Source organism: Paenibacillus thailandensis (assembly GCF_042685365.1).
GTDB lineage: Bacteria > Bacillota > Bacilli > Paenibacillales > Paenibacillaceae > Paenibacillus_AP > Paenibacillus_AP thailandensis.
Genome location: NZ_JBHUMY010000018.1, coordinates 28,934 through 50,425 on the forward strand (window position 1 = coordinate 28,934; position 21,492 = coordinate 50,425).

At 43.0% G+C, this 21,492-nt stretch carries 12 protein-coding genes; 11 read left to right on the plus strand and 1 reads right to left on the minus strand.

The genetic code is table 11. The features are described from left to right. Positions 1–13 precede the first annotated feature (13 nt). Positions 14–964, plus strand: coding sequence for a helix-turn-helix transcriptional regulator (locus tag ACFSW5_RS16505; protein WP_379275304.1), 951 nt, complete (start codon positions 14–16; stop codon positions 962–964). A gap of 30 nt (positions 965–994) precedes the next feature. Here the strand turns inward: ACFSW5_RS16505 and ACFSW5_RS16510 are convergent, their stop codons facing one another. Next, positions 995–1,657 (minus strand): exonuclease domain-containing protein, encoded by a 663-nt coding sequence (locus ACFSW5_RS16510; RefSeq protein ID WP_379275307.1) that lies wholly within the window; start codon positions 1,655–1,657, stop codon positions 995–997. Positions 1,658–1,704: 47 nt separating this feature from the next. Between ACFSW5_RS16510 and ACFSW5_RS16515 the strand changes: the two genes are divergently transcribed. The 10 genes from ACFSW5_RS16515 (at position 1,705) to ACFSW5_RS16560 (ending at position 21,087) form a co-directional block, all read left to right on the plus strand. Continuing rightward, positions 1,705–4,140: an AAA family ATPase gene (locus tag ACFSW5_RS16515; protein ID WP_379275309.1), complete on the plus strand. Its 2,436-nt coding sequence runs from the start codon at positions 1,705–1,707 to the stop codon at positions 4,138–4,140. Then, positions 4,140–5,447 (plus strand): McrC family protein, encoded by a 1,308-nt coding sequence (locus tag ACFSW5_RS16520; RefSeq protein ID WP_379275311.1) that lies wholly within the window; start codon positions 4,140–4,142, stop codon positions 5,445–5,447. Before ACFSW5_RS16515 ends, ACFSW5_RS16520 begins: the two co-directional genes overlap by 1 nt. A gap of 275 nt (positions 5,448–5,722) precedes the next feature. Further along, positions 5,723–10,228: a sigma factor-like helix-turn-helix DNA-binding protein gene (locus tag ACFSW5_RS16525; protein WP_379275314.1), complete on the plus strand. Its 4,506-nt coding sequence runs from the start codon at positions 5,723–5,725 to the stop codon at positions 10,226–10,228. Beyond that, the gene (locus ACFSW5_RS16530) at positions 10,225–13,395 is read left to right on the plus strand and encodes a helicase-related protein (protein ID WP_379275317.1); all 3,171 of its coding nucleotides are present in this window, start codon (positions 10,225–10,227) and stop codon (positions 13,393–13,395) included. Before ACFSW5_RS16525 ends, ACFSW5_RS16530 begins: the two co-directional genes overlap by 4 nt. A 10-nt stretch (positions 13,396–13,405) precedes the next feature. Then, positions 13,406–14,131 (plus strand): DUF4391 domain-containing protein, encoded by a 726-nt coding sequence (locus ACFSW5_RS16535; RefSeq protein ID WP_379275319.1) that lies wholly within the window; start codon positions 13,406–13,408, stop codon positions 14,129–14,131. 15 nt (positions 14,132–14,146) lie between these two features. Next, complete coding sequence (locus ACFSW5_RS16540; RefSeq protein ID WP_379275321.1) at positions 14,147–16,159, plus strand: site-specific DNA-methyltransferase; 2,013 nt, start codon at positions 14,147–14,149, stop codon at positions 16,157–16,159. Between the two features lie 16 nt (positions 16,160–16,175). Then, positions 16,176–19,244 carry a restriction endonuclease gene (locus tag ACFSW5_RS16545; RefSeq protein WP_379275323.1) on the plus strand — a complete coding sequence of 1,023 codons (3,069 nt, stop codon included), beginning with the start codon at positions 16,176–16,178 and terminating at the stop codon, positions 19,242–19,244. 452 nt (positions 19,245–19,696) lie between these two features. Further along, a complete protein-coding gene (locus ACFSW5_RS16550; RefSeq protein WP_379275326.1) occupies positions 19,697–20,092 on the plus strand; it encodes an HIRAN domain-containing protein in 396 nt (131 codons plus the stop codon). A 212-nt stretch (positions 20,093–20,304) separates the two neighbouring features. Continuing rightward, positions 20,305–20,670: a hypothetical protein gene (locus ACFSW5_RS16555; protein ID WP_379275328.1), complete on the plus strand. Its 366-nt coding sequence runs from the start codon at positions 20,305–20,307 to the stop codon at positions 20,668–20,670. Positions 20,671–20,739: 69 nt separating this feature from the next. Next, on the plus strand, positions 20,740–21,087 hold the full coding sequence (locus ACFSW5_RS16560) for a hypothetical protein (RefSeq protein ID WP_379275330.1): 348 nt from the start codon (positions 20,740–20,742) through the stop codon (positions 21,085–21,087). Positions 21,088–21,492: the final 405 nt, after the last annotated feature.

Sequence of the window (21,492 nt, forward strand, 5' to 3'; positions counted from 1 at the left end):
GGAGAATATCATCATGATCGACAAAATTATCCGTATTTTTAGCATCATGAATGCGATTCAAGCCAATCCGGGGATATCTGCGGCCGATCTTGCTTTCAAATGCGACGTGGACGTCCGCACGATCTACCGGGATTTGAGGCTGCTGGATTCGATCGCGCCCATCACCAATGAAGGCAAAGGCACGGGCTACCGGTTTATGGGCAAGTTCTCGCAGTTTCCTCTCAATTTTACGGAGCAGGAAGCGCTCGTTTTCTCCTTGCTGCCTTCCGTCGTCGATAAAGACAAGCTTCCTCCGGGTTTTGAAACCGCTTATGACAAAGTCATGGCTACCCATTTCAAAGAAAAGTCGAAGCAGGCAAGCATTATTCAGAACATTACGGATATTATCCAGATGGGATCGCCGGCTTACCGGCAGGAAAGCCCGAACTTTCTTGAGCCGATTATTAAAGCCATTTTGGAGCAAAAGACGATCCATACCGTTTACCATACGCAATACCGCGACGAAACGACGGAGCGGAATATCGATCCATATTATTTAGTACCGCGCGACCAGCGCTTTTATTTAATCGGGTACTGCCATTTGAAGGAGGCGATCCGCACGTTCCGGATCAGCCGTTTTCAGCATGTGGAGGTTACGAACCGTTCTTACGAGAAAGGCGATTTCAACATTAAGCAATATTTGAAAAACACCTGGTCCATCGAGCGTGGGGATAAAAACGTAACGTTCAAGGTGCGTTTCAGCCCGGAGGTCGCCCGATATATTAAAGAGGAGGAACTGTTCGTCCATCCCCGAATGAAAGATTTGAAGGACGGCAGCCTTCTGTTCGAAGTAACGGTGAATAACGAGAAGGAATTCATGAAGTGGGTGCTCCAATACGGCCCGAACGCCGAAATCTTGGAGCCGAAGTCGGTGAGAGAAGGTTTGAGAGCGCAGTTGAAGGAGTGGGCGGAGCTTTACGGGTAGAGCTTGTTTGAAAGGCTCCGCCTTGAGCTTTTACAAGGCCATTCCCAACAACGAGGCCAGCTGTTGAAACGGCCTGTTGCTTTCTTCACCGGTAGTAAATACGAGCTCGGTTGTGTAAACACTGTCATGGGCAGCGTTGTTATGCTCGAAAGTGAGCTGACGGAAGATATGTTTAAACAGCTTCGCTGTATTGAAAGCGTCGTCTAAAGCATTATGCGGCTTGCCCAAGAAAGGGATGTCCAGCAGCGCAAGCGCTTTGGCGAGGCCAATTCGGTGGCCGTAGTCTTTGCCTTGCATACGGGTGAACTGCAGCTGAATGTCATTATAGTTTTGTATCCAGTCGCAGTCCAGCCGATAAGCACGGCATTCGTTTACCAGGTGATGCTTGTCGTCCGGTCCCCAGGCACACAGGTAATAAGGCTCGTTTCCTAGCCATTCCCGGAACGACTTAATCGCTTCGCCTATGTATGGCGCGGAGTTCACCTGTTCCTGCGTGATACCGGTGAAATCGGTAGTAAGTTTGGACAAGACAGGATTGCGTGTCGGTTTGATACAGGTATGGAACAGATCCGCCCATTCAAGCTGACCGCAATCATCTTCATGCAGCTTGATTGCGCCGATCTCAATAATTTCGGATAACCATTGCTGTTTACGTTGAACGGTAAATTCAAGATCGAAGACAATGTATTGCATGGGAGCAACCCCTTCCCGCTGGATTAAGGCAAGTATACCCTAGCCAAGTGACAACAGGTTGTCTCGAACGTGTGTTTGGGAGCATTAGTCCTAGCTATCAGAGCGTTTTTAAAAGGAGCAATAAGATGAGCAGAATCTTTTTCGGTAAATTCGATAGCAAAAAGCCGCAGCAAATCCAAGAGAAATACTATGCTGCAGGAGCAGAAGGGAATTCGTGGTATGGAGGAATCCGGGCCGGAGATTATGTGTTTGTTGTCACCAACTCCAATGTCATCTCTTTATGGAAGGTAAGAGAATACGGGAATAAGGCTAATCCGACCAATCCGAACGATCCGCGGGTCGTTTTGTTCGATGAAGTTATTTCTTTTCCGCAACCGATCCCGGTGTCGCAATTTATAAAAAGCCCTTACTTTCACGTTGATATTAACCTTCTAAACAAGATTAATAAATCGACATTGGGTTATGGCTTCTTTCCCATCGAGACGACTTCTTTGTTTCCGTTTGAGCAATGGGACAAGCTTTCGTTTGCTGCGGAACGTCATTTTTACATCGTGCTCAGTACGCAAGATATTCCTTTAAAGGAGCACGACGTCTTAATTGTCATCAATAATCTTGAGGAAGCCAGAATCATCGAATTTCTGGAATGGAAGGATGGGCGCTCGCAGCCTTATTCGGCGCTGCGCAAGCTTTATGAGGACAGAAATCCAGAGAACGAAAGATATACTTTGCACGAGCTGCTTGAATTCGCAGAAGAAGAAGCCCCCAACAAAAGAAACTATTTGAGGACGGTACTGGTCGAACTTGAACAACGCGGTTACTTTGCCGTCAACAACCCGATACGGTTGTATGATAATGTGTTAGTTGGCCGGCGAAAAACGCCAAAATCCAATGCGGAAAAAGAAGCGAAGCTAAATGTTTCACTAGGCGGCAATTCAGCCCGTGAGGGGGAGGAGCCGGAAATGCCCGAGCTTTATGAACACTATGAAACGTTCGCGGATCTTCTCGATTTCAATCCGAATCTTATCTTGTACGGGCCGCCCGGAACAGGCAAAACGTTTGCCGTCAAACACATCATTGAAGCATTTGAATATAAGTTCCACAAACGGTACGTTTCTTTCTCTCAGGTCGAGAAGGATGAACGGGTTCGATTCATCACGTTCCACCAATCCTACTCTTATGAGGAATTCATTGAAGGCATACGGCCTCAAATCGATGGAGACGAGAAACAAAATACGGACAGCGGCGACATCCGTTATAAAGTGGAATCTGGCGTTCTGAAGCAAATAGTCGAAGCGGCATCCGCCCAGATCATTAAGGCGGAATCGCAACAGTTTGGCATAAAGGGCGCGGAGTTCATCCGGTCGAATTCGAGAGTGTGGAAAGTTTCTCTTGGACCGCGCAATGACGATCAGATCTATAAACAATGCAAGCAAGAAGGATATATCGCCGTGAATTGGCTTGACGGGCATGACTTGTCCAACAAGAGCTACGAGGATATTTACTCGATGTTGAAAGCCGAAAGAGGCGAGGAAGGTCAGAATCCGACGATGGACGCCAACACGTTGGAAACTTTCATTAGCCAAATGAATAAAGGCGACATCGTATTCATTTATGACGGTCCATGGACGATTCGTGATATTGGAGTTATTACGGGAGATTATATTTATTTGCGGAATCGCTCCTACCCTCATGCTCGCAAGGTGACCTGGCTGAAAGAATTCGAGGAGCCTGCGGATATTTCCGATATCAACGGCGGTATCCGTCTAACATTGAAGACGATTTATGAGCTTCCAAGAATTCAGATGTCCGATGTCCATAAGCTCCTTGGCGCTTCTAACGAACCCGGAACGATCACGAAGAAGCAATCGGTCAAGCAAGAGCCGTATTATTTGATTATCGATGAGATTAATCGCGGCAATATCTCGAAAATTTTTGGAGAATTGATGACCTTGATCGAAAAAGACAAGCGGCAGACGGTCAGCGTTATTTTACCTTATTCTAAGAAGCCTTTCACATTGCCGAGGAATTTGTACATTATCGGGACGATGAATACGTCCGACCGTTCAATCGCCATGCTGGATACCGCTCTCAGGAGGCGCTTCGCTTTCATTGAGGTGGAACCGGACTACTCCGTATTCGATAAGAATACGACGAAGGTCGGGGCGGTCGAGCTTTCGAAGCTGCTGAGAAGCATCAATGAGAAAATAGCGGACAAGCTGGATCGGGATCATCGGATCGGTCACGCTTACCTGATGGACGTTCTTACAATCGATGATTTGTTTAAGAGCTGGTACTATAAAATTTTGCCGCTAATTGCCGAGTATTTCTACAATGACGTTACAGCCATGCAATCCGTTGTCGGTTCGAAGTTTATAGATAAAACCGGAAGTATTCGGTTCCTGAGTACGTTGCCCTCAGGCGCAGAGAAGGTTTCCGAATTTGAACAAGCGTTAATAGCCATATATAAAGGAATGGAATTATAATGCTTCGCACATTGACGGTTTTTGAAGACCGCTACTCGCAACATGATCTAACGGACAAGCAAAGAAAGGAATTGTTATCTCTGGAGTCTTTGTGGGGTAGACAAAATCTTGTCCTAAGCGCGGATGGTCGCTTGTTGTTGCGCAAATATGTCGGCTTCATAGCAACTCCTTCTCTGCAAATTCAAATTTTACCTAAAATTTACGATGACGTTGCATTGACGGGGGACACAGAAGACGAAAAGCAGCGGGCAGTCGGAATGTTATTCCGATTGCTTGTTTCCAGCGGATATTTGTCGGTTAAGGATGTGCCCGATCCGCAAGTTATTGCCAGCATGAATGGAGATTTGCTGGAAATTTTCATCTATTTGTTTATTAAGAGGTTTTTGGAGCTGTACCATAAACAAATCCATCGGCAATATGAAGAGATGGAAGACAACGTGACAATGATTAAAGGGCGAATATTGTTTCAGCAGCAATTGTTAAGGAACGGTGCCTTTAAACATAAGCATTATGTTCAGTATCAGGAATTTACCGACAACAATTTGCTGAACCAGATTTTTAAGGCGACAATGCTTTCACTCCGGACGTTGGCGAGAAACGAAGATAATAAGAAGAAACTCAATACGGCGATAACTTTGCTAGAAGACATCTCGACTATCCGGCTAACGGAGACGTTGTTTCGGCAAGTTCGTTTTAGCCGGTTAAATGAAGCTTATCGCCCCGTATTCCAACTCGCCAAGCTGTTTTATTATAATCGCCAACCCGGCATGCACCAAGGGGATGAACGCACTTTTACCTTTCTTGTGCCGTTAAACCAGCTGTTCGAGTATTTGTTGTATCAGTGGCTGCAAGAAGGGTTGTCATCCGAAGGGCTGAGGGTAACTTATCAGAAACCTCAATATTTTTTGGACGACGGCAGTAAGACCTTTTTGTTGAAACCCGATATTGTGATTCGGGACGAAGCGAGTTCCAACATCCGTATGATCGTTGACGCCAAATACAAAAATCCGATTTCGGATTCTGAAGTCCGATTGTCCGAATCGGACGTATACCAACTGTTAGCCTACGCCGTCCGGTACCAATGCAATCAACTTTGTCTCGTTTATCCGAAATTCCGCGGCAACCAGAGCAAGGATAATCCGCTGGCTTCCTATCGAATTACGAACGGGTCTGAAATTATCCGTATTTACGCGATTCACGTTGACATTGCCTCGGATAATTTGGATTTAGCAAAGGACGAGCTTCTTAAAACACTGTGCGCAACCTTAAGCAAGACGGGTATTGAACCTAAACGAGAAACGATTTGAAAAAGGAAAAAAAGTGAAATATGTACATACCTGCGTAGGAGGAGAAAAGTAGGAAAATGTCGAATGATAGTAGGGATGAAGTTATACTGCTAAAGTATCAGTCATAAAGCGCAAAAAAACAATGAGACAATAAAATTTACCGTTTTTTTGCCTTTATGAAGGCGGAAAACGGTATTTTTATGTTCGGAACATAGTTCGGAACATACGTTTGCTGGCAGTATGCTGTCACATCCGAACTATATATTAGTATTCAGCAGAATTAAGGGGGTAAACAAGTGTCCTCTTCTTATCAGATATTGCAATCGTTTCAACCGGATCTGGCCACGCTTGCTGAACAGGCGGAACAATTATTATGGACGAATCCCAGATCGCTGTTAATTAATGGCCGTTTATTCGCGGAACAATTAGCGACGCTAGTAGCTCGAACGGAAGGAATTGAACCGGTATATTCGATTAAGCAAATTGAGCGTATCCAGCTTCTTGAAAGACGGGGAATTATCAATTCGGATATTCGTTCAAGTTTGGAATGGCTTCGAATGAATGGGAATTCGGCCGTGCATGAGGCTAAGGAAATACCGATCGATATTGCTTTAACGGCACATCGTCAAATGTTTGAACTCAGTGCTTGGTTTGCGGAAACGTATGGCCCCCATTCGTTGGAAATTCCTGCATATGAGATACCGGTAAAGCCGGCTCAACATGTCGATACCAAAAATGATTCTTCAACAAGCGAAGAGCTTAACGAAACGCTCCAAAAATTAATAGAGGATCAGTTATCCGGTAAGCTTCTGACATCAATTGACGAGAAGTTCCGCGAAATTCAGGGGATGTTAGACCGTTTTGCAGGTAACATTGAAGAGTGGGCCCAGAAAGAGAAGAAATCCGATGTTGAATCGGATAAATCTACAACGATCCAGGAAGCGGCTATAGAAGAAAGCGCAGCTGGAGCGGAAGCGCGCGGTAACAATTCGCAGATGGAAATCGCCGATTATTTGCAAACTTTATCGCTGCAAATATTGGACAAGCGCGCTAACGGAGGGGCTTTGTGGATTATTGGCGGCTGGGAACTGAAAGACAAATTGTTTGCCTTGAAACCATTCGGATTTTATTTCCGTTTTGCGCGCAACGGAAGCCAATCGACGAAGCGTAAACCGGCATGGTTTCTGATGGGCAAGGATCCTTCGGTTAAACGCTGGGTTCGCATTGACAGTTTGGTAACACCGCAATCTGAATTAAAGAATATAAATCAAACTTCCGAAGGCCGCAATGGCAAAACTGTATATTGGTACAAAAATGGTATTTTGCAAGGTCAGTTTCCTTCCATCAAGGCTGCGGCAACCTTCATCAAAGAAGAGATGAATTTGAAACACATGCCTTTTACACCGATTATGAAGTCTATTCATCAAAATATTGATTGGAATGACTTGTCCTTCTCTTTTAAGGAAGTAAAAGGAGAAATTGAACATATTGAAGAGGAAACTGCAGCGCGTAGTCGACACGCTATCTCCGTGAGTTTAGACTCTGATCGTGAAAGCTACGACTTGTTGGAAGAGCCGTATTCGGTGAACGAACCTGCTCAACAGGCTGATTTTTCCCGTAATGGGGTCGTTGTTCCGGATGCGATTCGTTTTAAGCAGTTAGAGGATTACCGGCCCAGCAGATTAAGCGAAATCTCTGAGCAGCTAGGCGTTGCATGTTTTCAGGATTGGACGGAAGAACGGTTAAAGGAATTGTACCGAAAGGAACCTAAACTATTGCACGATGTTCTCGTTCAGTTATGGTTTTATGGATTTGAATTTCGGGGAGAGTTGAGCAGATTTATAAAACTCGATCGCACGTCGGATGGTGGAGCGATAGATAACCTGAAATCAGGTCTTCGGTTGAGCAACATTTTCCCTCTTGATATTTCCAGATCGTTAGAACGATTCGGTGTACGCTCGACGGATCAATTAAACGGTATTCCGCTATCGTCGTTAGAATGGTTATTAAGAGGCCGGTATGACGATGCGATTCAGGCTCTTGAACCATATACACTTTCGGAAAACGGAGAAACGGTACTCGAAAAGGATCGTATGGAGCAACCGTTAGTTCTACATTTTCAAGGCCGTGCACTGGAAATTCCGGAATCGTTGATGGATACAGAAATTGATAGTATGCCTATCTACGGTTGTTCAGCGCTTCTATCCAGATTGAACAGCCATTGCCAGATCGCGTTAGTTAGAGAATTGCCTTCCGACTTGTCGGAATTGATTCCGCTTATACCTGGAGTTGGTCCCGGATCGGTGAATAAAATGTTTACCCAGTTGTCGGATTATATAAATCGAATAGTGCATGGCGATACGAAGTCCGATTTCAATTCGAAAGCAGCCCTTATTGAAAAAGATGAGAATAAACGGGCGGCAGAAAGCGGCAAAATCATTTGGCAAGATGTTGTAATCGAACTCGATCCGGAAGATTGCGCTATGAGGCTGGGGATCGAGCACTTTCCAATGGTGACTAAATTAATGCGAGGCATAGCTGCGCAGGGATGGGCTCAGGTCGGGGATTTACCGACACGATTGGATAAACTGCTGGTTCTGGATGGCGTAGGCCGAATGGCGATCAGCAAGTTTATAGAACAATTGAAGAAGCGATTGCACGTATTCCGCTTGGAGAAGCAACAAGAGTCGGAATGGATAACGATGCCGGTTGAACAGAGAATATCTCTTTCAATCGATAACGTGGTAGCGGCATGGTCGGACAAGATAACCGAACATAATATTGCAAATAATCGCAATTTGCAAATGTTGCATATGCGATGGACCGAAAGAAGAGAAGGACGCAAAGCTACCTTAGAATCTTTAGGTCAACATTTTGGATTGACCAGAGAACGCGTTAGGCAGATTATTAAAAAACAATTGCGGCAATTTCACCCGGATGTCGTGTCGTTTGATAACTTGCTCAAGAGTACCTGCCGGCAGAATGGAAATTATTATTACTATTATCTTGACATTCACGAGAAATTTGAATATGGCTTAATTGAACAGGTCGTCGAGGAATCCGAAGGATTAATATATTTGGAGAACTACGGTTGGTGGACCACGAAGACAGAGGAAGAAGTAGAAGCGGAGCAAGAGAAAGTCCGACTCTTTATTCGGGAACAGTTAAGAGGAAACCTTGTAACAAACGATCAGCTTGAGGAGCTTATCTCAGAACAAAAGTTTGAGCTCCCTGTAAAACTAGCAATGCAAATGGCTAAGGAGCATTTAAAAGCTACAAATGATGGTAAATACCTGCTTGCGGCTTCGACGAAAGCGGATATCGTGGAAATGGTATTGCGCCAATACCCGAACGGAGTCGAGGTATATAAACGGGCGAGTGAGTTGAAGGATGAAGCGAACCGGATTGTTCCCGACGAATTTGTGAACGAGCGTGAGTTTACATCCGTATGTACAAGAGATGAGTTTTCGGATGCCGCTTATTTGTGGGGAAGAGGAACCTATATCCATTCATCCTTCGTTAATGTGAAGCCTGAATTGATTCGCGAAGTTTCGGAGCTTGCGCTTCAAATGTTGGAAAAAAGAAGTCCAATCTCGGTTGGACGGTTGTTCCAAATGTTCAAAGATCGTCTTGTTGACGCTAACGTTCCGAATGAATACGCGCTGTATTCGATGCTGCGCAAGTATGGTTCGGACGGGCTGGCGCCTAATAAATTCCCGCATATATGGCATAAGGACGATGCCTTTCAGCTAAGCAACGCCGAGCTCATTAAGGCATTCATGCGCGAACGTCAGGAACCTCAAACCTTAGAGGCATTAAGGGAGGAGTTCATCCGGAAGAGAGGATGGAAAAAGTTCACGTTGGAGTTTTCGATGTCAACCGATTCGGATTTTATTAGCGTCGATCTCGGCGTTGTCGGACTTCGTGAATTTTATCCTTACGTGGAAGAAGATTTCGCTTCAATTACTCGCGAGTTGAAGGTATTGTTAAGCGAGACGGGGGTCATCCATGTCAACCGACTATTCGAATCCGTTAAACCCCAATGCGACTATATGGGGATTCGGTCTTCCTATCTTTTATATGATCTGTTGCAAGGGTTAAACTTGTCGGACTGCAAATTTGTAAGATATCCGCTAGTTGCATCCGAAGATCATCCTTTGGAAGAGTTATCCCTTCAGTCCATCGTCGAGCAATATATCGCGGATCAGGAAGCGGAAGTACCTAGAGAGCTGGTCTACCATTGGGTTACGGAAGAAGTGGGCGCCAGAGAAACGACACTTGATAACGCACTAGCCAACAGTACCAACATTTATTATTACCGAAGCGGACAGTTCGGCGAGTACATTCATGCGAGCCGGTTCGGCTGGACAAGCGAAAAGGAAAATCTTCTTACGGATTATGTCGTTGAGCAATTGAACAGACAAGAAGCAACAGCCCGATATTATGTAACGGTTGAGTCGTTATGGTCTCCGGAGCGTTTCCCAACGTTGGATAACGGAGTGGAATGGACCGAGGATCTGTTCATCGATTGTTTGCGCAAGAGCGGGAAGTTCAATTTGCTTGGGTCAATGAATCACATTATCGTTCGCGAGGATGACCGGCGGATCAAGGATGAAACCGATTGGATCGCTCATGTGCTTGAGCGGGAATTCAACGGGCGGACAACGCTGAAGGAACTGCAGCAAACGCTGCAGCGCCTCAAGTATTCGAAAGACGGACGCTTCCTGTTCGAAACGACAGCTAAACTCGATAACGGTACTGCGCCATTTGTTGTGGTGGCGGATGAGGTGTATAGGAAATGATTGAGGTAATTAATTCCAATGAACACTTAATAACAAAAATAAATGAAACATTAAAAAATAGGAAGGACAGTATCGTCAACATTATTAATGATAAGTTGACCCTTTCCGTTTTTTCGGAACTCTCTAAACATCTGAAATATGTGAAACAGATAAATTTTATTATCCGTGATATGGCTTATATTCCATCTGAACGCGAAATTGCTAGGGAGTTCGAGATTTCATTTAATAGCGCGGATTTGTTTTTTAATCCCTACGAGATTTCGGAGAAGAATAAGCTGAAGCATTTTGTTAAGGCAAAGTCCATGTATGACTTTATCAAGCAACATGTTAATGTGCGAAAAACCCGAACGCCTCAACTGGTGACGGGCAATCTGATTATCATTGATGAAGAATTTCAGATTCAAGGATCTTCTTCCCTGGAGTTATCGAGAAAAGCTGTGCGCGGCGCGTTACCGCGTGTTAATTTTGATACATTCATTACAAATTCGATGGACAACGCCCAAATATCGAATAATAAAATGAAGTTCGAGGCTCTTTGGAACAACAATCAGTATACGGAAGACTACAAGGATCAAATTCTGCAAAGTCTTAGTTATGTATACAAGGAGTATTCGCCTGAGTTTCTATACTATTTCACATTGAACGAGTTGTTTGGTACACAGCTTGATAATGGCATAGATCGCTTCGAACGAGACAGTATCAGCTTCAAGAAGACCAAGATATGGAACAGCTTGTTCGACTTCCAAAAGGATGCTGTTGTCTCCGCAATCCAAAAGATTAACAAGTACAATGGCTGCATTATCGCAGACAGTGTAGGTCTTGGAAAAACGTTCGAAGCACTAGCGGTGATCAAGTACTTTGAGCTTCGACAAGACAATGTTCTGGTTCTTACACCCGCTAAGCTATATGATAACTGGAACTCGTTCAAGAGTCCTTACCGAGACAATCTGTTCATTGATGATCGTTTTAACTATAAGATTCTCTTCCATACCGATCTTTCCAGAACAAAGGGCATGTCCAGAAGCGGGATGGACCTAAGTCGTGTTGATTGGAGCAAGTTCGATCTGGTTGTCATTGATGAATCGCACAACTTTCGCAATCGCATCGAAAATGAAGAGCATGAGACTCGATATCAGCGTTTGATGAATGAGGTCATTAAGAAGGGGTCGAATACGAAGGTGCTTTTGTTGTCGGCAACGCCTGTCAATAATTCACTAACAGACCTCAAGAACCAATTGAGCATTATCACAACGGATAAAGACCATGCATTTGAGGAGCAAGGTATCCCAAGTGTATCTTCCTTGCTTAGAAGAACGCAAAAAGAATTGAACGATTGGCTGGAATCTGACAATCGTTCCAAGAACGCGCTAATCGATAGGTTGCCTGCCGATTTCTTCAAGCTGCTTGAGATGCTTACGATCTCCCGCAGTAGAAAGCACATTACGGGGTATTATGGCAGCGACAAGGTTGGGAAGTTCCCGCAGAAGCTGAAGCCTGATACACATAATCCTGCCATTGATGAGAGGAAGGAACTGCTGAACTTCAGTCAAACAAATGAAGTGCTTGAGTCGTTGAAGCTTGCGGTATATTCGCCCATGAGCTACATTCGTTCGGAGCATAAGGCTTATTATCGTGAGAAGTATCGAACGGTACGCGGTGATCGAGTGCTATTCTATCATGAAAGCCGCGAGCTCATCACAGCCAAGCTTCATCGGTTCAATTTGTTTAAGAGACTGGAGAGCTCCGTCTACTCATTCGGCGAAACGATTAGGCGATTGATTGCTCGAATTGATAGCTATATTGATGTGATTTCTCGCCATGAGTCAGGAGAAGTGTCCCTCGAAGGTGAGGAAGAGCTTGATGATGGCTCGACACTGGATTATAAATATGAGATTAAGGTCGAGCATTTGCTCACTGCTGATTTTCTAGAGGATTTGTATTACGACAAAAGTATCTTGGACCGTCTGTACGAGGATGTTCTTACCATTCTGAATAACCGCAGAGATGCGAAGCTGAAAGAGCTTGAGACGATCATTTCAAATAAAATAATGAACACGCCGTACAATCCAGGGAACCGAAAGGTACTGATCTTCTCTGCATTCGCTGATACAGCGAATTACTTGTATGACTCTATCGCGGAAGAGTGTTCAAAACATGGTGTAAATGTCGCGTGTGTAACGGGATCGGGTAATCCGAGATCGACGATCAAAGGGTTGTCGGAATTTAATCAAGTTCTCAGCCATTTCTCGCCACGTTCGAAAATAGGTCAAGAGCTGCCGAGGGAACAACAAATCGATGTTCTTATCGGTACGGATTGCATCTCTGAAGGTCAAAATTTACAGGATTGCGATTGTGTCATCAATTACGATATTCAGTGGAATCCTGTTGTTCTCATTCAGCGATTCGGACGGGTTGATCGGATCGGCAGCAAGAATCAACAGATCGCGATGATCAACTTCTTCCCTAATGTTGAACTGAACGACTACCTGCAGCTCGAACAGCGGGTCAAGGGAAAGATGCTTGGGGTCAACTTAACCTCAACGGGGGACGAAGACCTGTTATCTCCTGAGATGAACGACTTTATGTTCAGGAAGAAGCAGCTTGAACGTTTACAACAGGAAGTCGTTGATATGGATGACCTCAATGACAATATCTCCTTGACTGACCTGAATATGAACGACTACTTATACGAGCTTGCGGGTTATATCAAGGAGCATCCAGAGATTAAGCAAGTGCCGAAAGGAATTTATTCCGTCGTAGATGGCGGTACGAAAGGCACGATCTTTTGTTTTAAGCATCATTCGGATACGTCCAAGCCGAATAACGAGAGCTCATTATACCCCTACTACATCATGTACATGACAGAATCAGGGGAAGTGCATTTCGGAAATAAGAACGCACGAGAAGCGCTCAAGGAATTTAGAAGACTATGCTACGAGAAGCGCGTTCCTATTGCTGAATTATTCAACAAGTTCAACAAAGAGACACGCAATGCCGAGAATATGTCCAAGTATTCCTCTCTTCTCAACAAGGCCATTCAGGCGATTCAGGGTGAAGAGGATAAAAACGCTCAGATATCCATCTTTGACTTTAGTGGCTATAACAACGAGTTTGCCAATACGAGCAGCGACGATTTTGAGTTGATTTCATTCCTCGTTGTCGAATAGAGGTGAAACTATGCTTGGCCTCCCAAGTGAGTACGCAATAGACAAGGATATTCAAGTCAGCACGTTTATGACTTCTGACTTGCTGCCAAAGGAAAAGAAGCGGTTCAAGGATTGTGTGGAAAGCATAAAGCTGGCATATCAGATAGCTGGTGAGTCAATCCCATCTCTGATTAACGATCAATATGATTGCCAGGCAATCCTTTTCTTTGATGTTCAGTTGAAATCGTTAAAGGATGCTTCTTTCGTATGTGAGACCATGCAGAAGCTCGTAAAACCTTTGTGTGTAGTCCGATGCTGTGATATTAAGGGGATGGAGACATACTCTTTTGCGCACAAGAGGCTTAACCTTCAGGATCGTTCGCAGGTTGTAATCGAGGATTCCTTCTTAACTGGGATCAGTTCATCCCATCTAATGGATGAAGTTGTATCTCAAATGAATGAGTATGCGGCCTTCGATAAACTGAAGAATAAGGCAAACAAAATGACTTTGTATATGGAGCTAATGACCAAGTTGTATATCATTGCGCATTCATTGACATGGTCTGGCAGTAGAGAACTGTTAGTTTCAAACACTTGGTACAATGTTACTGATGTCCTTCATCTCTTCAATTATTACAAGCGAATCATACAACTCCAAAAGGAGAAAAAGGCAGCCAAAACTGTCTCAGAACAGGCCAAATACAATACCGAAATGAAGATCATCTATAACCAATTATCTCAATTCGTAACCAATTAACAGGAGGAGTAATACGTGGAATATAGCAAGGTATCCAAAGAAATTTTCGATCCAATTAAGGCGAACAAAGCGAAGTTCCAAGAGAAGTTCGGTGATCAGCTTGCCGAACTGTTTCCTTCTGCCGTGAAGGACGGAGTTGTCGATTTCTCATCTTTACTAGCAGAACTAGGGCAATACGTAGATGCTGAAGAACGATATGAGCTTAATTGGGCTGGGAAAACAGATGCAAAGCGCATTGCTAACAGTGATATTGTGGGCAAGACGCTGAAGTTCGTATCTGAGGAAAGCAAGGACCCTGAATCAACCCAAAATTTATACATTGAAGGGGATAACCTGGAAGTATTGAAGTTACTACGTAATAACTATTTTAATAGCATCAAAATGATCTATATTGATCCTCCATACAATACAGGGAAAGACTTTATTTACAAAGACAACTTTACAAAAGCTGACAAAGACATTGCGATTGAGGAAGGGGATATTGATTCTGATGGAAATAGATTGGTTATAAACCAAAAAAGCAATGGGAAATACCATTCCAATTGGCTGAATATGATTTACCCCCGTCTCAAAATTGCCAAAGAACTACTAACAGATGATGGGGTTATATTTATCAGTATTGACGACAACGAAGCAGCTAGCTTGAAAAAAGTGTGTGATGAGATATTTGGAGAAGAGAATCATGTGGAAACGTTTTATTTGCAAGTTCGATATTCAAATAAATCGTTAACAGAGAAGGACTATTTTCAGAAGTTAATTGAGCAAGTTTACGTATATTCCAAAGGAGGTTTTATTCCCAATAGGCCTTCAGAAGCTTATACCCTTGATAAATTTAAATACAAAATCATCGAGAAAGCTAAAGGTACAACGGCATCAATTGGCGGTCGAGAAGTTACAATATTCAAAGACGGAGAATATGAGATAGTAGAAGTTGAACCTAATATTGATGGACTGAAAGAAACTTGGGCGAGCGGAACTGTGTTAACTGGGAATGCATCTGGTAAGTATTTCGACAAATATCTTTCTTCAAGAGTTTCAATTGACGGTCTTGGCACTCTCTATAAGGTAAATGGCATTGGTGAAGATGGCTTAGGATATCGCTATTTTACAGGTCCTAAACGTGAGGGTGCTACTAAAGGTAAGTTTTATTCAGGAGTACCATTGGAGAGACGCGAAGAGATTGAAACTGGAGGGTCAACTAAATACAAGCCAATAGTCAATTTTTATGATTATGCGGCAAAGTTCGGAAACATTAGACATGAGGGAGAAGTTGACTTCCGCGGTGGGAAAAAGCCAATAGCTTTAATTCAAGAGTTAATTAAGATGAGTACGGATGATAATGATCTTATCTTGGATTTCTTTGCAGGTTCGTCATCAACGGCTCACGCAGTTATGGATTTAAATGCACAAGAAGGGACTAGCAGAAATTTTATTATGGTTCAAATCGCTGAGCCAATAGACATTAACTCAGATTATTATAGAGCAGGTTTCAAAACAATTAGTGATTTAAGTAAGGAGCGTATTCGTAGAGCGGGTGAACAAGTAAAGAAAGAATTTTCACACATTGAAAATCTCGATATCGGCTTCAAAGTCTTCAAGGTTGCCGATACCAACATACGTTGGTTTAGTGAAGCAATCATGTCGGACATTCTTGATTACGACATGACAATGACCGATAAAGACACACTGGACTTCAACCCAGGCTTCACAGACATTGATGTTGTCTACGAGATTCTGTTGCGTCACAGAGACATTCCGCTCTCCACTACTGTTGAGCAACTGTCTAACATCGGAAGACGGACATACATCTTTGCAGATACAGTTGTTGTATGCCTTGAAGAGACGATCACTGAGGAAATGATCAACAAAATCGCCGCGATCGAACCGATGCCGACCAAGATCATCTTCAGAGACAGTGCTTTCGGAGATGACATCTCCCTGAAGGAGAACACAATGATCCGACTTGAAGCTCAAATGCGCAAGAATAGTGGACTGGAGAAACGTACCTATCGAGTGGAATTCATTTAAGTGGAGGTGAACTAGATTGAGTAAGCGTATTGCCTTTCAATTTGAAGAAGGACTTGGCTACCAGAAGGATGCGATCGAGTCGGTAGTCGGTCTCTTCAAAGGCGTTAACCGACAAGAAGACAGTGCTATATACCGAAATATAACACGGGCAAGGCAGATTACCGAAGGTGATCCAGTAAGGAACCCTCAGATTGTTACGGGTACAAGACTACTTAATAATCTGCGTGAAGTGCAGCTGAAGAATATGTTGTTTCCCGACAATCAGTTGGAGAACAACAACTTTACGATTGAGATGGAGACTGGAACAGGTAAGACATACGTCTATCTGAGAACGATCTTGGAGCTACATAAGACCTATGGATTTACCAAGTTTATGATCGTTGTGCCTACAATCGCCATTCGTAAAGGTGTCGAGAAGAGCATCGAGATGCTACGAGAGCATTTCATGGCACTATACGACGGACTTGATTTAAAGAAACATGCGTTTGTTTATAATTCATCTACACCAAAGGAAATTAGCTCCAAGTTCGTTGAAACTAGGGACTTGAGCATTGCTGTAATGAACATTCAGGCGTTTAACAAGCAAACGAATAAGCTTCGTCAAGAGGATGAGTATGGGCAAGTACTGTGGGATGATATCCAGTACATTAACCCCATTGTTATCATTGATGAACCGCAAAAGATCGAAGGAGCGGGAAAGAAGAAAAGCGCATCATTAGAAGCAATTGAGATGTTGAATCCCCTCTTCATCTTGCGCTATTCGGCAACGCATAAGCGGTTATACAACCAGGTATATAAGCTGGATTCTTATGATGCATACCAGAACAATCTTGTTAAGAAGATCGAAGTAAAGACAGTACATGGCACGATCTCTAAGGATTATCCGTATGTGCGGTATGTGGAATTTACAAAGGACCTTCATGCCAAGATTGAGATATTTCATGTTGAACAAGGCGGCGCAATACGCACCAAGACATTCAACGTGCGCCGCGGCGCAAATTTATATGAGTTATCGGGTTCGCTGGAACAGTATCGGAACATGATTGTGCAAGAAGACCCGCATCAATTAAAGAAGCTAAAAATCGGTACAGGCGATAACATCATTGAGCTTGGCATTGGAGATAACAATTCTGGAATCAGTGAGAGCGACATCATTAGAATCCAGATTCGTCTTGCTATTCGCTCACACCTTGAGAAGCAGCTCAAGATTCTTCGCCAGGGATACAACATCAAGATATTGACACTCTTCTTTATCGATGCTGTTCATAAATTCCGAGACAACACTTCTCCAGACGGACGGGGTGAATACCTTCGCATCTTTGACGAGGAGTATGCTGCTATCATCGAGGACTCGAAATGGAACCAATTATTTACCGAATACCCCTCTCTCTTCAAGCATTACAAGGATATTTTGAAAGTAAGGGAAGGTTACTTTGCGGTAGATAAGAATAGGCAAGCTGTAGAAGTCGAAAACTGGGAATCCATTATGGATGAGCAGAAGTTGAAGCAGAAGTCTCAGGAAGATGTCGATCGTGGTATTGAGCTTATTCTGGAAAAGAAGGACGAGCTCATTTCGTTTGATGAACCGTTGGCTTTCATTTTCTCGCATTCCGCGCTGCGTGAAGGATGGGATAACCCGAATGTTTTCACACTTTGTACACTTAAGCGTGGCGGTTCCGAAATAGCCAAGAAACAGGAAATTGGGCGGGGTCTAAGGTTGCCTGTTGATACTAACGGAACCCGCTGTACAAACGCGGAAATTAACGAATTGACCATTATCGCAAACGACTATTACGACCATTTTGCCGCAGCTCTTCAGAACGATTTTAATGAGCAGGCAGGCTTTAACAAAGATGAAGTGACAGCGGACATCATCTATAAAGCATTGCAACAGGCTGGGATTCCAGATGAGAAGGTTACTGCTGAATTGGTGGACATATTCAGGAACGAGCTGCTTCAGAATAAGTTCATCAACGAAAAGAATCAGCTCACGAAGAATGCGAAAGACATTCGAAGCATCGAATTTACGGATGACACCTTAAAAGAGCATAGCCAAATGATTAAAGAGAAGTTCGTAGAGCATATGATCGCAAAAGGTACGAAGAAGATTCCTGTAAAGAATGGTGATGAAGCGCCAGTTGATAATGGTCCGAATAGCTTCATGTCCGAGGAGTCTTTCGTCCAATTACTTAAAGAGTTAAGTGCGCGTATGAGAAAGCGCACGATGTATCAAGTAAAGATCGATCAACAGGCATTTATTGATTCATGTGTGACTGAACTGAATGATCTGTTACGGTATAAGAAGATACGGAATGAGTACGAGGTTGAGACGGGTAAAGCAACCTTTAATGATCAGCAGAAGTTCATGCTTGCTGAAGCGATTCAACAATACGAGCATCAGGATTTAAGTGTACAGTGGCAAAAGAAGAGCGACTTCGAGATTATCAACTACATTATGTATCATACGTTCTTGCCACGATTAGCTATCTATAAAATTCTATCAAGACTGGACAGGAAGGTTCTTCTAAGCAACCAGGATATCTTGGACATCGCGACTCAACGAATCAATGCAATACTGAAGGAATATAAGGCTCTCGGTATTACAGAGTATCAGACCATTGATGGTTATGTATTTAGCGATAAGACGATCTTTGAAGCCGACTCGATTGATCTGACGATGCTTGATGACGCGACAAACTACATCTACAAGACGAATCCAAGTAACCGTAGAGCCATGTACAAGTATTATAAGCTCGATAGTAATGGCGAGAAATTGTTTGCGGAGCAACTAGATAACGATCCTAATGTACTCCTGTTTACGAAGCTAAAGAAGGGTGGATTCGTCATTGATACGCCTTATGGTGAGTATTCACCGGATTGGACGGTCATTTATAGAGCTGAAGACAATACTGCCAAACTTTACTTCATAATTGAAACTAAAATTGATAAGGAAAACAAAGACCTATCCACGGTAGAAAGACAAAAGATTCGGTGCGGTGAGCTTCACTTCAAAGCAGTTTCCCGTGATGTCATTTTTCATTGGGCCAATAGCTATAGGGATTTCATGAATAAGATTGGTAAATAAAAGGATTTTCCCTTCAGACATGCACATAAGCATGTCTGTTTTTTTGCATTTTGGGTTAGATTAGACTTGCCCAAGTTCTATTCGCTCAACACATCATTATTGTTTTAATCGCTTTTAGAAATTGAGAGGTGAAAAAACATATTTATTGTTATGGAGGTAAAGTTGGAGTATACGACTATAAGGTAGTTTAAAACAAAATTTTTTATATTAATTTGATTATCTTGAGGTGTGTATCGTTTTATTATTTTTATTGTTACCGAGTATCAGAAGATCAATATAGGATATTTATTGGATGGAACGTAGTTGAAAGTAATTACGAAAAAAAAGCGGTAAAGTATCAGGTCAGCTAAAAAAGCTACGTTTCAACTAACAAGAACAAACATTCGCTGACAACAACGTGTCGCTCCGACCGTACATAATCAGACTAGATTATCCGGGTAGGAGTGACACGTATGAACCAACCCATTTACGTGGCTATAACGGGTACCCAGCACTATTACGGAGCGGCATTTATAAAACCGGGGCAAATCATACATTTGACGAAAGACCCCGACAATATACACGATCATGAAGCCATTAGGGCGGAAATAATACCGATCGGCAAAATCGGCTACGTCGCGAATAGCGCCCATACCGTTCCGAATGGGTGTTGGAGCGCTGGGCGCATGTACGATACATTCGATCGGCACATCTGTGCAATTGTCCGTTTTATTGTGAAAGATCTGGTCATTGCCGAACTCGCGCCGGACATTGAAGAGGTGTACATCCTGAAAACGACGGAGCAAACTTCGTTCGACAGACAACACCGAGAGTTAAGCGATTATTGGGAAGGGTTGAACAGCGATTAGAATCACTGCATGTGGCTATTCACATATTTTGCGAGAACGGGAAGAGAAATTGTTTATAGATCGTCTTCGTAGAGAAATCAGCGAGTAATAATTTTTGGAACGAGTGTTGGTATTGGTGAAAAGCATAAATAGCAACTAAGTTATTGCTAATTAGAACCTGCTTTTTAGGAAATAGACTAGGAGCTGCGCGTTTTGGAAAAGGAGGTTTATTGATGGCACTATATATTTGGCGGCAACCAGACGATCCAGAAGCGGACAATCAGAAAGCTTTTGTTGATACTTATATTCGAGAAAAATTCGGCCCCACTTCGGAAGATTGGAAAGAAGGCGTTTCGGAAGCGTTATGTGCCTATTGGAAAGCCGAAGGTTACAGTTATGATCTGGAAGAAGGTGCATTTTTGTATCCAGATGAGCAAGGAAATCCTTGTACTTTTGTAAGTGATGAAGATGGTGTTTGGCTTGTTCCGTTTCCAATCGGGGAACAAAAGAAAACTCCGGATGAAGTACATGTTTACTTGCATCGTATGAAAAATACTATGAAAGCTGCCGGTGTAAAACCGTGCATTGTGAAAGATTAGGGGCAAGACAAATAATAATAATCCAGTCTAATCTTTGGGCTATATCCTGTACTGTAAGGAGTAGGAAATATGGATGTTGGTAGAGCGAAAACAATAATAGCATGCCTTTCTGATGGAATTGATCCTTTTACTGGTGAATTATTTGATACAGATAGTCCTTATCAGAATCCAGATGTTGTTAGGGCACTATATATTGCCTTGAAAGGAATTGAAAGACTAGAACAACAAGAAAAGAGGCAAAAAGATTTGCCGGTCAATAACGGAAGGCCTTGGGAACATGAGGAAGAGACCCGACTGATAGAAGCATTTGATCAAGGAATAACGATTAAGGATTTGTCTACAATACATGCTAGGACAGAAGGGGCTATAAGGTCAAGATTGATAAAGTTAGGAAAGTTGGAGTTGTTAAAGTTATAAACAGACTCACGATGAGCTATTTACTATTATATTGGATGTAATATGGATCGATTAATCGAGGTTCTTGAAGAGATTCGAGACAGTATTAAAGAAATGAATTCTAATATTGAAAAGCGTAGTTGCTCAGTAGCAATAGAATGGAGTCGTGTTCATGCACGGCTCCTTTTCATTGAACTGTATGATCAGAACGTTTGTTTCCTGACGACTTAGCGTCTTTTGATAACGCTAGAATATTTCTATAAGTACGAGTTTCCGGATGGTAGCTGATGTTACAACTCACTCGTTATAAAGGGGGTAAAACAAATGTCAACAATAATACTCGTAATTAATATGGTAACTTTTATTTTGTCTCTTGTAACGCTGATCCTGGTATTAAGAAATGTTAAGTCGAAATGAACCTACAAT

Excerpts from the sequence above, each read along its gene's own strand:
- ACFSW5_RS16505 (WP_379275304.1), top strand. The coding sequence starts at position 14 with ATGATCGACAAAATTATCCGTATTTTTAGCATCATGAATGCGATTCAA.
- ACFSW5_RS16510 (WP_379275307.1), bottom strand. The coding sequence starts at position 1,657 with ATGCAATACATTGTCTTCGATCTTGAATTTACCGTTCAACGTAAACAG.
- ACFSW5_RS16520 (WP_379275311.1), top strand. The coding sequence starts at position 4,140 with ATGCTTCGCACATTGACGGTTTTTGAAGACCGCTACTCGCAACATGAT.
- ACFSW5_RS16530 (WP_379275317.1), top strand. The coding sequence starts at position 10,225 with ATGATTGAGGTAATTAATTCCAATGAACACTTAATAACAAAAATAAAT.
- ACFSW5_RS16535 (WP_379275319.1), top strand. The coding sequence starts at position 13,406 with ATGCTTGGCCTCCCAAGTGAGTACGCAATAGACAAGGATATTCAAGTC.
- ACFSW5_RS16550 (WP_379275326.1), top strand. The coding sequence starts at position 19,697 with ATGAACCAACCCATTTACGTGGCTATAACGGGTACCCAGCACTATTAC.
- ACFSW5_RS16555 (WP_379275328.1), top strand. The coding sequence starts at position 20,305 with ATGGCACTATATATTTGGCGGCAACCAGACGATCCAGAAGCGGACAAT.
- ACFSW5_RS16560 (WP_379275330.1), top strand. The coding sequence starts at position 20,740 with ATGGATGTTGGTAGAGCGAAAACAATAATAGCATGCCTTTCTGATGGA.